Here is a 15,296-nt window from a genome sequence, read left to right on the forward strand (position 1 = left end):
TAGCAATTTTCTCGGCATATAAAAACCTCTTGTCACAAAAATTATTAAAATTTTATATGGTTTTAATGACTAAAGTAGGCGTGAACGGTTACCATTATCCTTGGGGCGAGCAGTTACTTACGGTCGCGCTCAGTTTTGCTTATCCGAGACACGACCGTATGGAGCGAATACTACCAATCCATGAAAACCCATATTGCCTTATGGTCTATCATCAAGCTCTTTGCGCTGACTGGGCAGAAAATCTTTACTATCTAATCCCATAACAATAGCTAAGGCCCCAGCTACATAAATTGAAGAATAAGTACCTATTATGATCCCAATAATGAGGCTAGAGAAAAGCCACGGATTGTTTCACCCCCATAAACAAAAAGAGCAACTACAACAAATAACGTCAATACAGAAGTCATGATTGTTCTTGAGAGAGTCTGATTAATTGAAATGTTCATTATATTAATCGGACTTGTACGACGAATTTTCACAAAATTCTCTCGCACCCGGTCAAATACCACGATGGTATCATTTAAAGAATATCCGATGACTGCTAACAATCCCGCAAGCGCTTTCAAATCAAACTCAATGCCAAACAAAGCAAAAACGCCTAAAATTAAAACCGGATCGTGAATTAATGCTACGGCAGAACTCACAGCTAGCTTGTATTCAAATCGCATAGCGATATAAATCATCGTAGCGAGCAATGACACAAGAATTGCGAGAGCACCCTTGGTTGCTAACTCCTGTCCAACTTGAGGCCCTACAAAATCAACCCTTTGTTTTACGGCACCAGGCAAAGCTTCCATAACTTGTCCTACTAGCAAGCTCTGCTCTTTATCGGCACGAGGCGCAATGCTAATAAGGACATCTTTGGAAGTACCATAACTAACAACCTGCGCCTCTTTAAAGCCTGCTTTATTGAGATTTTCTCTAATTGAAGGTAAATCAGCAATGTTAGAGTAGCTTACTTCAATTTGAGTTCCACCTGTAAAATCGAGCCCCCATTTCAAACCATTAATAACTAAAGCCCCAATAGAAACAGCAAAAACCAGTATGGAAAATAACGCCGTCCAACGGCGTGCTCCCATAAAATCTATTTTTGAATTTGGATTAAAAAATTCCATCTGAGTCCCGCCTTATATACCAATGGATAATTTCTTGACACTTCGACCACCATAATACCAATTCACAATGGCTCTGGTGTAAGTAATGCCGGTTAACATGGAAGTAAGCAAACCTAGAGAAAGGGTAACTGCAAATCCACGCACTGGACCTGTGCCCACTGCAAATAAAATTATAGCTACAATTAAAGTAGTTACGTTAGCATCCAAAATGGTGGAGAATGCTCGCTCATATCCCGCATGAATTGCCGCTTGAGGAGACATACCGTTACGCAGCTCTTCTCTAATCCGCTCATAAATCAAGACATTCGCATCAACAGCCATACCTACCGTTAGTACAATTCCAGCAATACCAGGTAAGGTGAGAGTTGCATCTATAATGGATAATAAGGCACCAAGAAAAACTAAATTTAGCAACAACGCAATATTAGCTATCAAACCAAAAAAATGGTAGTACACCAACATCAATACTAAAATTAGACCCATACCAACTTCTAATGAAACAAGCCCTCGTCGGATATTTTCTTTACCTAAGGTGGGCCCAACAGTACGTTCTTCCACAGGATAAATTGCTGCTGGTAATGCACCTGCTCTTAGTAATAAGGCTAAATTGCTGGCCTCTTTACTGTCAGTAAGTCCAGTAATCTGGAAGTTGCTACCCAAAGCGTTTTGGATAACTGGTGCACTAATAACCCTCTCTTCTCTATGAGTAACCCGTTTTTCAACACCATTATTAGTTTGGATTGTTGTTTTTGTTTCGACATAAACTATAGCCATCCGCTTACCAATATTCTCCCGAGTCACTTTGGTGAACAAGCTTTCACCTCCACCGCCCAGTTGAATTTGAACAGAAGGAGATGCGGTTTGCTGATCAAAACTTGATACTGCCGAAGTAATAGAATCACCACTTAAAACCACTTGCCTCTTTAATAGAATAGGATGGCCATCCATCATATATAATTTATCATTGACAGGCACTACACCGGTCTGCTTGGCAATGACAGGATCGTTTTCCTGATCAACCAAATGGAACTCTAGCGTAGCCGTGCCACCAAGAATTTGTTTCGCTCTGGCAGCATCCTGGATACCAGGTAAGTCTACAGCAACTCGCGTTGCACCCTGTTGTTGTACAACGGCTTCGCCCACACCCAATTCATTCACCCGATTTCTTAAAATACTCATCGTTTGTTCAATGGTATTTTGTCGTATGGAATTTAATTCTGCTGGGGAAATAGCACCTAAAATTGAATTTTGTGCTTTCGCTTTTACAAATACCACATCCGATATTTTCCCTTTTAATTCTGCTAAAGCTTTCTCCATCGACTCGGGATCTCTGAATCGCAACTCAACCCCTTTGTCTGCCAAGTATCGTATACCAGAATAACGAATCCCTGTTTCACGCAGTTCTTGGCCAATATTTTTCATTATTCCTTCATAACGGCGATTTATAACACTTTCCACATCGACTTCCAGAAGGAAATGGACTCCTCCTCTTAAATCCAAGCCTTGTTTCATAGGCGCAGCATGAATTACTTCAAGCCAGTGAGGAGTAGAAGGTGCTAAATTTAATGCTACAGTGTACTGATTTCCCAAACTATTCTTAATAAGATCGCGGGCCAATAATTGTGTATCTGTAGAAGGGAATACTACTTCTATCCCATCTTTCTCAACAACTATCCATTTATAATCAAGTTTGGCATTTTTTAAGATGGAACCTACCTGATTTTTTAAAGCCTCTTTATCCTCATCAGTTTCTGCGGAAATTTGAACTACGGGATTTTCTGTATATAAATTTGGTATAGCATACACAAACCCAATGACAGCAATCACTATTAACATTAGGTTTTTCCAGAGAGGGTATTTATTTTGCATTTCTGATTCCCTATGCCCAACTTAAAGCGATTTTAAAGTACCTTTTGGTAATACTGCGGTAACAGCACCTTTTTGCAAATTAATTTCTATACCTTCAGCTGGGCTGACTTTAATGTATTGATCGTCAAGACTTACAACTTTGGCTAATATGCCACCTGCAGTTACTATTTCGTCCCCTTTTTTTAAACGATTTAACAACTCTCTATGTTCTTTTGCTCTTTTATTTTGCGGCCTAATCAACATAAAATAAAATAGGACAAAAATCGCCACAAGCATAATGATTGAAAAAGTCCCATCAGCTTGAGCAGGTGCCGCATTTCCTGCTGCAGCAAACGCATTACTAATAAAAAAACTCATAAGATCTCCTCAAATCGGATATTAATTTCTCATTCTTCTTTTTGCAATTATTTAACTCAGATCCCCCCTCTCCTGATTATAGGAGGGGATTGGGCTCTTTTTCCCCCAAACTATACCTTGGGAATAGAGTAAATAGTTACGTTTTCTTTTAAATAATCCAGTTCGGTATCTAGATTATTTTTGATATCGCAAACTCTGCCAGATTATCAGCGTGACATCATATAGCGAATTGCTTCGAAGGTAAATGAATAGTTACTGTTGAACATAATAGGTATTATGTTGAATCAAGAATCTTTGACATAATAAAGGCGTATTTGCTAATAAATGATGCAAATAAGCTCTGGTGAATTGACTGGAGCAAGTGGGGCAAGCACAATCTTCATCAATTAGTTTAAAATTCAAAGCAAATTTTTCATCAGTTAAATTAATTCTTCCTTCTTTACTATACACTATGCCATGCATTGCATTTTTTGCGGGCTCGTCGGATTCAACTAGAATACCTTCTTCTTTGCTTAAAAACCTAATTAAATCAATATCTATCTCACCTGATACGTAAAGTGGGATATTAACCCACTTATTCCAACGATCTGAGAGGTTCTGATCATTCTTTATATCATTCAACGTAAAATAGATCCCATACCTACCAGGCACTTCTTTTTGCATTACATGTTCCTCAGGTAAGAAAGGCAATATCGCCTCATCCCATCTGTCCCATATCTCGCTACAATTATTTATAATTGTTTTAGGTAATAAAACTGCATTAGGTTTAAGATGCAATATTAAATCTACTATCTCAACATTCGTCAGTTTCAGCCTACTCCCATCATAGGGGGAAATCACAGTTACCACACCCTCTTTATTAGCTATGAGGCGACTTGCATTGATCACAAAATTGCCTGGCCATCCCAAGTACTTACCCAAATCCGTTATTTCATTCAAGAAAGGGTATCCTGGTTTTAACAATAATAAATCCAGATAATAAGACACTATTTTGATATTAACTTCTTGCCAATTGGCCGCTGTGAGGCATAAACCGGCCTCTGAACTTAAAACAGGAATGAAATTTTGAGTTGCATTTACCATCTATTTTCCTTTCAAAAATCGGCAATTATTTTTATAACAATAAACTAGCATCTCCATAACTAAAAAATCGATACTTTTTATTGATTGCTTCCTGATATAATGCCATCGTTTGTTTATGACCAATCAAGGCAGATACTAACATCATCAAACTCGATTCTGGCAAGTGGAAATTAGTCATTAATCCATCACAAATCTTAAACTGATACCCTGGATAGATGAATATATCAGTATTTCTACTACATGGAGTAAGCACACCATCTATTACAGCGCTTTCAAGACTTCGCAAGGCAGTAGTTCCGACAGCAATCACCCTATTACCGGTGGATTTGGTTGCATGGACTGCATCACATAATTCAGGACTCACAGTAAAATGCTCGCTATGCATTTTATGATCTTGAATTCTTTCACAACGAACCGGCCTAAACGTTCCTGCTCCTACATGAAGAGTAACATAAGCAATATTAACCCCACGCGCACGAACGCTAGATAATACAGCCTCATCAAAATGCAATCCCGCTGTGGGCGCTGCTACAGAACCAGCGTATTTAGCATAGACTGTTTGATATCTGTCCTTATCAAGTAATTCATCTTCTCTGGTAATATAAGGTGGCAATGGGATATGGCCTAGCCTATTTAAGAGCTCCAAAACATGTTCGCTGGCTTTGCAAAGAAATAAATCATCTTGGCGCTCTAAAACTTCGAGTTGTTTTTCAGTATCAAGATAAATTCTACTTCCAGCTTTTAATGACTTGCTGGCTTTTATATGAGCTAAAAAAGTAAAATCTCCAGTTACTCGCTCCACCAATAATTCGACTTTGCCACCTGTACTCTTATGGCCATATAGACGAGCGGGCATTACTTTACTGTCATTCATTACCAATAAATCGCCGGGCTGCAAAAAGTCTGCGATTTCCTTAAATTGATGATGGCCATATTCTTCTGTTTCTCGACGATAAATTAATAATCTCGAATCACTTCTATTAGCCAAAGGATATTGGGCAACTAGTTCCGTGGGTAAATCAAAATAAAAATCTTGCTTATTCATAGAAAAACCTGAAACAAAATGGTTTTATTATACTCTGAAATCAGTTGAATGGGACCTTAATTTTGATTCATTTGCCAAGTAATTTAAGTCATGACAAGCAATATCATAGTACAGAGAATAAAAATAAGAGTACTGGTTAAGTAAGGATAGGCATATTCCTTATACGTTTTTTTACGTATAACGAGATCTACTAGCAACACAGGAACTACTGAAAGAGTAGCCAATAATATAATTAAAGCAACGACTCCTGAATATTGCCCTAGCGGTATAATAAAAGTTAAAAGAGACAATAAAACTTGCAAAACCTCACGAATATAATACATTACCCACAAAAATAAATAATCAAAATTATAGATTAACCATGACGCTACACCTAAAGGAACAATTAATTTAACTCCTTTAACTGCGAAAATTTTCTTAATAATTCCAATCAGTTCTTGAGAAAAGAAAACCACAATTGCAGCCAATAGAATAACCAAAGCTAAATTTAGAAGCATTTTTTGTTCCTATTTTTTAATTCTTTGTAAATCAATCAATATCTTGTTTCCCTTCTAATTCTTCCCAACGAACAAAATATTGTGCTAATAAAGCCTCTTCCTTTGCCAATCGCTGAGTTACTTCTAAAATAATCTTTGCATCTTGCTGGTAGAATAGAGGATCAGCCATTTGGAGGTGCAAAGCCCCGATTTTTTTCTCTGTCGCATCAATTTGCTGAGGCAACTTGGATAATTCACGTTGTTCATTAAAAGATAAATTTTTAGTTTTAGTAGTGCTAGTGGTTTTTAAAATGGGCTTCTTTGATGGCGGCACTTGTTTTGATTTATGCATTTTGTAGTCATCATAGCCTCCAACAAACTCACTAAATTGACCACTTCCTTCATAAACTAGCACACTAGTCACAACTTGGTTAATAAAAGCTCTATCATGGCTAATTAATATTAAAGTGCAGGATAATCGACTAATATAGTCTCCAGAAGCTCTAAAGTTTCTATATCCAAATCATTAGTTGGTTCATCCATTACCAGTAGATTAACAGGCTTGGCGAAAAGTTTTGCCAATAATAGCCTGTTTCGCTCCCCCCCAGATAAAGAAGAGACTGGTTGATTAAATCGCTCTGCTGAAAATAAAAATTCTTTTAAATAGCTAGCTACATGTTTCTGTTTTCCATTGATAGTCACATAATCGGCACCATCCCCCACATTAAACATCACCGTTTTATCTTCCTGTAAATGCCGACGTAATTGATCAAAATACGCTATATTGAGCCCGGTTCCCAATTTTATAGTACCAGAATCAGGTTCAATTTCACCTAATAACAAACGAACCAAAGTCGTTTTGCCACATCCATTAGGGCCAATGATCCCAAGCTTATCCCCACGAGTCAGTAATAAAGAAAAATCTTTTATAATTGGCTTATGATTTATTGTATAATTCACCCTAGTTGCTTCTACTACCAGTGAACCAGAGCGCGTGACATCTAGACTCAGCGATTTTACTGAGCCTAACTGATGACGGCGAGCCTTGTACTGCTCCCGCATCGCTTTTAAAGCCCTTACTCTCCCTTCATTTCGAGTGCGTCTTGCCTTAATGCCTGTGCGTATCCATACCTCTTCTTCAGCAAGGCGTTTATCAAACAAGTCATTTTGTTTTCGCTCACTTAATCTTATCGCTTCTCGCCTATCTAGATAAGTTTCATAATCACAATCATGGAGATGCAATTTTCCACGATCAATTTCAAGGATACTGGTTGCTACTTGACTTAGGAATTCTCTATCATGGGTTACAACCACCACGCTACCCCCAAAGGATTTTAGGTAATTTTCCAGCCATTCTATGGCCTCAATATCCAAATGGTTGGTCGGTTCATCTAGTAATAATAAATCAGGCTCAGCAAGAAGTGCCGCACCTAATAATACACGCCTTTTCATACCACCGGAGAGATTCGTCATCTGCTCATTAATAGGAATACCTAAATGGCTTGCCATTGTTTCAACCTTTGGTAACAAATGCCATGCACTTAAGTTATCCATATGCTGCTGGCAATTGGCTAACTTGTCCATATCCCCTTGCTGGCTTAACTCATGAAACTGAATTAATATCTCACCAATCTCACCTAATCCTTTGACAAGAAAATGATATACCGATTCTTCTTCCGCTAGCGGTACTTCCTGGACTAAACCTGCAACACGTAAACCTGACTGGCGGCTGAGTTGACCTCTGTCCAATACTAACTCACCTTGAAATAACTTGAGCAAAGTTGATTTTCCTGCTCCATTACGACCAACAAGAGCAATTCTGTCTTGTGGCTGAATCTGAAGATCGGCTTTATCCAAAATACAATGCCCAGCCAAAATTAGGGAAGCATTGATAAGAGAAACTATACTCATTAATACACTCTATTTAAAACTAAAGAAATATTGGGCTTCACTTCATTCAGCACCAACCGACATCCAAAACTTATAAAAAGATCTCTCATCTAAGAGCATCAGTTCTGAAAACTCTCTTATTTATTGGAATTCCTCAAAGCCTCCTTGCAAGAATTATCTTTTTAATATTAAACGATTATCTCGCTGAATGATATGAAACTGAGATAACACATTCATGCCAAGTAATGCAGTATTATCATCATTCTCAGGGATTATTACAGCTTTGACGTTTTGAAAATAAAATTCCCCAAAAGACAATTGGCGTAAACGAGTTAAAAATCCTGTTATCTTGCCATTAGCAGTTTCTATAGTAATAGGATATCGTCCCGTGATCTGTAAGCTATCCGCAAGATTTTGCGGCACTGCTATTAAAGTTGCTCCTGTGTCTACCAAAAACTCTACTGGATATTCATTAATTTTGCCTTTTATACGATAATGTCCTCCATTATCAGGGGTTAAGACAAGTTCAGTACGACTAGCTACTAAAATAGTACTTTCAGATTTATCGTAATAATAAAAAAATAAAAACAATCCTATAAAAAAAATAATCCAAAAAAATAAAAACATCACACGCCCGGTACGAGCGTATTGATCATTATTCATAATACTAATCAGAGATTATTGGTAAAACCATAATTCCATCCATTTCAACCTGAGCGCCTCGAGGCAGAGCAGAAACTTCTATTGCTGCCCTAGCAGGATATGGCTGAGAAAAATACCGACTCATGGCTTCATTAATTAGAGGAAAATAGCTTAAATCTGTAAGATATACGGTTAGTTTTACAATATTTGCTAAACTACCTCCTGCTGCTTCACATACTGCTGATAAGTTTTCTAGTACTTGGGTAATTTGCAACTTAATATCATCGCTACAGATTTGCATTGTTTTAGGATCAAGCGGGATCTGTCCTGAAAGATAAACGGTCTGACCACAACTGATTGCCTGACTATAAGTACCTATCGCTTCTGGTGCTAATTTTGTATTGATTGGTCGCATTAATTCTCCCCTTGTTTTTTTCGATACAATCTCATTACTACTTTATTAGCCCTTAAACGACGCATCACTCGAGCCAAATGCGTTCTGTCACAAACGCTGATAGAAAAAGTGACAGCATTATGACGGCCATCCCGAGGATCAACATTGATATTACCTATATTTGAATCGGCTTCGGAAATAGCCGTTGCTAAGGCAGCCAATACACCTCGCTCATTCGCGACTTCCACAGTAATATCTACCCAATATTCGCCCTGAACTTGATCGTCCCACCGTAAAGCGACAAATTGATCAGGGTTACTTCGAGTTGTTTTTAATGTAGTGCAATCACTGGCATGAACAATAATCCCTCGGCCTTGTTGAAATTTACCAACAATATTATCTCCCGGAATTGGTTGGCAGCACTCACCAAAATGCACCACCATACCTTCAGTACCTTTAATTGCCAAAGGCTTTTTATTATTTTTATCTAATTCATTAGAATCTTGTGCAACCACCAAGCGCTTGGCAATAACCATCGCCATTTGATTACCAATACCGATGGAATACAATAAGTCATCCATTGTTTTATAATGCAAATCACTTAAAAGAGCTTGTAATGTCTCTGGGGGTACTTTTGCATAATCGCTGGATAGCTCTTCTAAAGATTGTTCTAATAAGCGTTTCCCTAAAACAATAGACTCAGCATGCTGTTGGCTCTTCAAAAAATGACGGATATTGGATCTTGCCTTTCCAGTCACAACAAAATTCAACCAAGCTGGATTCGGATTTGCTCCAGGAGCAGTTATAATCTCTACTGTTTGACCATTGGATAAAGGAATACTCAATGGCACCAGACGTCTATTCACCTTCGCTGCAACACAACTATTACCTACACCGGAGTGCACCGTATAAGCAAAATCCACTGGCGTTGCACCCTTTGGTAATTCCATAATATGACCTTTAGGGGTAAAAACATACACCTCATCAGGGAATAGGTCAATTTTAACGTTTTCAATAAACTCCAAGGAGCTCCCTGTGCTTCTTTGCATTTCCAATAAACTCTGAACCCACTCCCTTGCACGAAGCTGAGCCTCATTCACTTCCAAACCAGAAGATTTATAGATCCAGTGAGCAGCCACTCCATTATCAGCGACCTTATCCATTTCTCGAGTTCGTATTTGAACCTCAAGAGGGACCCCAAAAGGACCAAATAAAGTAGTGTGCAAAGACTGGTAACCATTCGCTTTTGGGATTCCAATATAATCCTTAAAGCGTTGGGGGACAGGCTTATAGGTGCAATGCAGAGCCCCCAAAATTCTATAACAAGAATCAATGTCTTCGGTGATAATACGAAACGCAAATACATCCGTAATTTCTGTAAAGGACGCTTTCTTTTGTTTCATTTTTCTATAAATGCTGTATAAATGCTTTTGCCTGCCAAACACTTGCTCATAGGGAATATTTAACTGAGATAGGGCATGCTGCAAATCTTTTTCAATAGTCTGAGTCAACTCTCGACGATTACCACGGGACTTTTCAACAGCAGACTTAATTGCTCGATAGCGCATAGGATATAAGGCTTGAAAACCTAAATCTTCGAGACCAACATAAATGGAATGCATACCTAAACGATTAGCAATCGGAGCATAAATTTCAAGTGTTTCTATAGCAATTCGCCTACGTTTGGCTGCTGGCATTGCTCCCAAGGTACGCATATTATGTAGGCGGTCAGCCAACTTAACGATAATAACTCGTATATCCTTGACCATAGCCAAAACCATTTTGCGGAAATTTTCTGCTTGTGCTTCAGCTCTTGATTCGAATTTAATTTTAGTCAATTTGGTTACCCCATCGACAAGGGCCGTTACTTCTTCACCAAATTGCTTGAGTAACTCTTCTTTACTTATGGAAGTGTCTTCGACTACATCATGAAGCAGAGTAGCCATGATAGTTTGATAATCCAGTCTCATCCTTGCCAGAATTAAAGCAGCGGCTACGGGATGCGTAATATAAGGCTCTCCTGAACGACGCATTTGACCTCGGTGTGCTTTTTCGGCCACCAAATAAGCTTGATAACATTTTTCAATTTGCGCCTGTTCAAGGTAGCATTTAAGCTCTTCATCGAGCTCTTTAAAGTAGCTCACGCAGTACTCCCTCGTGTCCAACATGGCTATTTATACCTCTCATTACTCAAAATATGGTTTTATGCTTCACCTTTCAGACCTCTTTCGAATGAAACCCTTGCAAAAATCATTATTCATCGCAGTACCGCACACAAATCTTTATAGATTGCATTGTATCCATCCGATCTGGATTCACTTCTTACTACTTTGCAGCGAATCTCGAAAGAGGTCCATCTCTATGCTTTGCTTAAATACCATCTGACTGAAAAAGAGGCATATTCATAGATGACTAGTCTCCTCAAGGCAAAGTCAATAATTAATTTTAATCCTCATTCAAGATATCCGCAGTAATATAACCTTCTGCGATTTCTCTTAACGCAACTACTGTAGGCTTATCGTTCTCCCATTCAACCATTGGTTGATCGCCTCTAACAGCGATTTGCCTTGCCCGCTTTGTAGCCACCATTACTAATTCAAACCGATTTTTTACATGTTCCAAACAATCTTCAACTGTTACTCTTGCCATAAAATCCACCCTCAAATTATTAGAACAAATACTAGATAAAACCCTTTATTTTACTGTGATGACAATAGGAAAGAAAGCAATTTTGCTTGTTTATTTACTTGTCTTTCAATTTTAAGCCTATTTGCAATAACTATAGATTGCAACTCCATTGCTGCTTTTTCAAAATTATCATTCACAATTAGATAATCAAATTCAGGATAATGACCCAGTTCATCCTTGGCTTTAATCATTCTTTCACTGATTACATGATCCTTATCCTGCCCCCTATTCATCAATCTTTCTTTTAATGCTTCTAACGAAGGCGGAATGATAAAGATACTCACTGCGTCAGGGTAAGAATGTCTAATTTGTTCTGCACCTTGCCAATCTATATCCAAAACCACATCAATTCCAAATTTCAACCGTTTGTTAATTTGAGCCATTGATGTTCCATATAAATGATTAAACACTCTGGCATGCTCAATAAAAGCACCTTCATTAACCATAGAAATAAATTGCTCATCATCAACAAAGAAGTAATCCACTCCATCACTTTCCCCAGGTCTCATAGGCCGGGTAGTATGAGAAATAGAAACTTCAATGTTACACACAGTTTCAATTAATTTTTTTACTAAACTGGTTTTGCCTCCTCCTGAAGGCGCTGCAACAATATATAGATTTCCTTTATCACTAATCATATCATTCACTCGAAGTTCTGAATTTGTTCACGCATTTGCTCAATTAATACTTTCATTTCAACAGCACTTAGCGTTAATTCGGCTGAATCAGATTTTGAACTTAGCGTATTCGCTTCTCTATTTAATTCTTGCATTAAAAAATCCAGTCTTCTCCCTGTGACTTTTTCATCATTTATAGTACGACTTACTTCCGCTATATGAGTCTGTAATCTGTCTAATTCCTCACTGACATCAAGCCTGGTTAATATAAAAGCTATTTCTTGTTCTATTCGCGCTTCTGGAACTTCAATTGGCACTGCATGCAAGCGAGTAAGCAATTTATCTCTAGTCTTATCAGCCATGGAAGTCACAATCTCCTTAGAGCGCACAACTTCTCTACCCAATGCCTGTAATCTTCCTTCCACATGTGCCTTTAAAGCCTTACCTTCGACTGCCCTTGCTTCACACAAAGTATCTACAGCTTCTTTAAAAGAGTCCAAGGCAAGTTGACCCAATTCTTCCATATCGAGCGAATTAACCTCAACAACACCAGGCCAGGATAATACTTGGCTAACAGTCATATCATTAGCCAGATGATGAGAAGTCGATAATTTATCGCTTAAATCAAGTAATGCATTAACCATACCTATATTTATAATCATAGACCGATTATCAGAACTTGTGTCCTTATACTTGAGCTGGCATTCTAGTTTACCTCGATAAACTTTATCACGAAGCAGAGATCTTAATTCCGCTTCAAGATAACGAAATGGTTCGGGCAAACGAAATGTTACCTCGAGATAGCGATGATTAACCGACCTGATTTCCCAACAAAAATGGCCTGCTTCAAACTGCTTTTGGCTACGAGCAAAAGCTGTCATACTATGAATCATAAAAACACTCACTTTTTAACCTTGCGCGAATATACCTGAAATTAAGAGAATTGCACAGGTATTGCTCATTAAATATCTACTTAAGAGAACTCAACGTGCTAGATTTTAAGTCTATTGAAGTTTCTAGACTATATAGAGTGCAACTCATATATTAAAGAGTTATACTTTGGAATTTTATTGAGGAGTATCCAATGCGCCCTAGTAATCGTGAACATGACCAACTTCGCACCGTAGCAATAACTCGTAATTTTACGAATCATGCTGAAGGTTCTGTATTAGTTGAATTTGGCCAAACCAAAGTGATTTGTAATGCCTCGATCATTGAAGGAGTTCCTCGTTTTCTAAAAGGTAAAAATCAAGGATGGATAACAGCTGAATATGGCATGTTACCACGTGCAACGCACAGCCGAACTGAAAGAGAAGCGAGCAAAGGCAAGCAAGGTGGAAGAACTCTGGAAATTCAACGACTTATTGGCCGTTCTCTTAGGGCTTGTATTGATTTGAAAGTTCTCGGTGAAAATACAATTACTCTCGATTGCGATGTCATCCAAGCCGATGGCGGTACAAGAACTGCTGCTATTACCGGTGCTTGTGTTGCTATGAGGGATGCCATCCGCTGGATGGTAGAACGGGAAAAATTACGTAAGATGCCAGTTTTTAAGTATGTAGCAGCTGTATCAGTTGGCATTTACAGGGGACAACCTGTATTGGATTTGGACTATGCAGAAGATGTCCTTGCAGAAACTGATATGAATGTCGTGATGAACGAGAATGGGCACTTCATTGAAGTTCAAGGCACTGCCGAAGATAATGCCTTTACTCGGGAACAGCTAAACAGCATGTTATTACTCGCCGAAACGGGCATCCCCCAATTAATTGAACTCCAAAAAAATGCTTGAGAAACAATTGTCAAGCTCAGATCGCACGTATAACTGCTAATCAGGTAGGCGGGGCTCACACACAGCCCCGACCTCCCCTCCAGGCACATACGATGCCGCAAACGAACTCAGAATAACGACTTATTTAAAGCTGCCTCATGCGCAACATGCCTGGAAATGATGTTTTTATTAACTAATTCAGTCAAATGTTGATCCAGCGTTTGCATCCCTTTCGCCTGGCCTGTTTGAATGGAAGAGTACATTTGAGCTACCTTATCTTCACGAATTAAATTACGGATAGCTGCCGTACATATCATGATTTCAAGTGCAGCAACTCGTCCCCCTTTACTCCTTTTTAATAAACTTTGTGCAATGACAGCCTGGAGTGATTCCGAAAGCATAGATCGGACCATTGATTTTTCCTCAGCGGGAAACACATCAATAATCCTGTTTATGGTCTTTGTTGCTGAATTTGTATGCAAGGTACCAAAAACCAAATGTCCTGTTTCTGCTGCAGTCATTGCTAAACGTATTGTTTCCAGATCCCGCAACTCTCCTACTAATATAATATCTGGATCTTCACGCAAAGCGGATCTTAAAGCCGCATTAAAACTCAGTGTGTCTTTATGTACTTCGCGTTGATTAACTAAACATTTTTTACTCTGATGAACAAACTCTATAGGATCTTCGACTGTTAAAATATGCTCGTAACGAGTAGAATTGATATAATCAATAACAGCAGCTAAAGTAGTGCTTTTCCCTGATCCAGTGGGGCCCGTAACTAAAACTAGTCCCCGTGAAAAACTTGCTATTTCTTTAAAAATTGGCGGTAAATTCAAATCTTCCATACTAAGTATCTCAGAAGGAATTGTCCTGAAAACAGCCGCGGCCCCACGAGATTGGTTGAACGCATTAACCCTAAAACGTGCTAAATTAGTTATTTCAAAAGAAAAATCAGCTTCCAAAAATTCTTCATATTCTTTTCTCTGCCTATCATTCATAATGTCATAGACAATTTTAATAACGTCCTTATGTTCTAAAGGTGGTAAATTGATTTTGCGCAAATCACCATCAACACGAATCATTGGAGGCATTCCAGCTGAAATATGTAAATCTGAAGATTTATTTTTGACCGAAAATGCCAGTAATTCTGCGATATCCATACTCAATATTCCCTGCTAATTTGTTTGTTCGATGTCATTCGACATGTGCTGTACAGCTCTTACAAGAAGGTACGAAGCACAGAATCGGAGAGTACAAATATAGGTACATAAAGAGATTCGAGCATCATACCGATAAATTAATTGCTTCTTACAGTAGAGTATCGAAAGATATCTATCCTATATAAT

At 38.4% G+C, this 15,296-nt stretch carries 15 protein-coding genes and 1 pseudogene; 2 read left to right on the top strand and 14 right to left on the bottom strand.

Annotated elements, in window-relative coordinates; genetic code table 11:
* The coding region (locus OK13_RS14845) for a hypothetical protein (RefSeq protein ID WP_206538892.1) at window positions 1-263 on the top strand (263 nt) is incomplete at its 5' end.
* A 45-nt stretch (window positions 264-308) separates the two neighbouring features.
* Here the strand turns inward: OK13_RS14845 and secF are convergent.
* The 13 genes and pseudogenes from secF to OK13_RS06245 form a co-directional block, all read right to left on the bottom strand.
* The gene (gene secF / locus OK13_RS06185) at window positions 309-1,115 is read right to left on the bottom strand and encodes a protein translocase subunit SecF (protein ID WP_241480453.1); all 807 of its coding nucleotides are present in this window, start codon (window positions 1,113-1,115) and stop codon (window positions 309-311) included.
* A gap of 12 nt (window positions 1,116-1,127) precedes the next feature.
* Window positions 1,128-2,984 carry a protein translocase subunit SecD gene (gene secD / locus OK13_RS06190; protein WP_035888932.1) on the bottom strand — a complete coding sequence of 619 codons (1,857 nt, stop codon included), beginning with the start codon at window positions 2,982-2,984 and terminating at the stop codon, window positions 1,128-1,130.
* Between the two features lie 21 nt (window positions 2,985-3,005).
* The gene (yajC, locus tag OK13_RS06195; protein ID WP_035888934.1) at window positions 3,006-3,341 is read right to left on the bottom strand and encodes a preprotein translocase subunit YajC; all 336 of its coding nucleotides are present in this window, start codon (window positions 3,339-3,341) and stop codon (window positions 3,006-3,008) included.
* Between the two features lie 252 nt (window positions 3,342-3,593).
* On the bottom strand, window positions 3,594-4,424 hold the full coding sequence (locus OK13_RS06200) for a tRNA guanosine transglycosylase family protein (protein ID WP_035888936.1): 831 nt from the start codon (window positions 4,422-4,424) through the stop codon (window positions 3,594-3,596).
* Window positions 4,425-4,455: 31 nt separating this feature from the next.
* Entirely contained in the window at window positions 4,456-5,469 is a 1,014-nt protein-coding gene (gene queA, locus OK13_RS06205; protein WP_035888938.1) for a tRNA preQ1(34) S-adenosylmethionine ribosyltransferase-isomerase QueA, read from the bottom strand.
* A gap of 83 nt (window positions 5,470-5,552) precedes the next feature.
* A complete protein-coding gene (locus OK13_RS06210) occupies window positions 5,553-5,966 on the bottom strand; it encodes a hypothetical protein (RefSeq protein WP_035888939.1) in 414 nt (137 codons plus the stop codon).
* A gap of 31 nt (window positions 5,967-5,997) precedes the next feature.
* Window positions 5,998-7,856 (bottom strand): annotated as a pseudogene (locus tag OK13_RS06215) (ATP-binding cassette domain-containing protein).
* Window positions 7,857-8,009: 153 nt separating this feature from the next.
* On the bottom strand, window positions 8,010-8,498 hold the full coding sequence (locus tag OK13_RS06220; protein ID WP_035888942.1) for a retropepsin-like aspartic protease family protein: 489 nt from the start codon (window positions 8,496-8,498) through the stop codon (window positions 8,010-8,012).
* A gap of 4 nt (window positions 8,499-8,502) precedes the next feature.
* Complete coding sequence (locus tag OK13_RS06225; protein WP_035888943.1) at window positions 8,503-8,892, bottom strand: RidA family protein; 390 nt, start codon at window positions 8,890-8,892, stop codon at window positions 8,503-8,505.
* The gene (spoT, locus tag OK13_RS06230) at window positions 8,892-11,015 is read right to left on the bottom strand and encodes a bifunctional GTP diphosphokinase/guanosine-3',5'-bis pyrophosphate 3'-pyrophosphohydrolase (RefSeq protein ID WP_035888945.1); all 2,124 of its coding nucleotides are present in this window, start codon (window positions 11,013-11,015) and stop codon (window positions 8,892-8,894) included. The genes OK13_RS06225 and spoT overlap by 1 nt, the downstream gene beginning before the upstream one ends.
* Before the next feature lie 301 nt (window positions 11,016-11,316).
* Complete coding sequence (gene rpoZ, locus OK13_RS06235; RefSeq protein WP_035888947.1) at window positions 11,317-11,520, bottom strand: DNA-directed RNA polymerase subunit omega; 204 nt, start codon at window positions 11,518-11,520, stop codon at window positions 11,317-11,319.
* A 50-nt stretch (window positions 11,521-11,570) separates the two neighbouring features.
* Window positions 11,571-12,197, bottom strand: coding sequence for a guanylate kinase (gmk, locus tag OK13_RS06240; protein ID WP_035889042.1), 627 nt, complete (start codon window positions 12,195-12,197; stop codon window positions 11,571-11,573).
* Window positions 12,198-12,202: 5 nt separating this feature from the next.
* Window positions 12,203-13,069 carry a YicC/YloC family endoribonuclease gene (locus tag OK13_RS06245; RefSeq protein WP_035889046.1) on the bottom strand — a complete coding sequence of 289 codons (867 nt, stop codon included), beginning with the start codon at window positions 13,067-13,069 and terminating at the stop codon, window positions 12,203-12,205.
* 191 nt (window positions 13,070-13,260) lie between these two features.
* Between OK13_RS06245 and rph the strand changes: the two genes are divergently transcribed.
* Window positions 13,261-13,968 (top strand): ribonuclease PH, encoded by a 708-nt coding sequence (gene rph / locus OK13_RS06250; protein WP_035888950.1) that lies wholly within the window; start codon window positions 13,261-13,263, stop codon window positions 13,966-13,968.
* A 107-nt stretch (window positions 13,969-14,075) separates the two neighbouring features.
* Here the strand turns inward: rph and OK13_RS06255 are convergent, their stop codons facing one another.
* Window positions 14,076-15,110: a type IV pilus twitching motility protein PilT gene (locus OK13_RS06255; RefSeq protein ID WP_035888951.1), complete on the bottom strand. Its 1,035-nt coding sequence runs from the start codon at window positions 15,108-15,110 to the stop codon at window positions 14,076-14,078.
* Window positions 15,111-15,296: the final 186 nt, after the last annotated feature.

The sequence above is a fragment of the Legionella norrlandica genome (genome assembly GCF_000770585.1).
Classification (GTDB): domain Bacteria; phylum Pseudomonadota; class Gammaproteobacteria; order Legionellales; family Legionellaceae; genus Legionella; species Legionella norrlandica.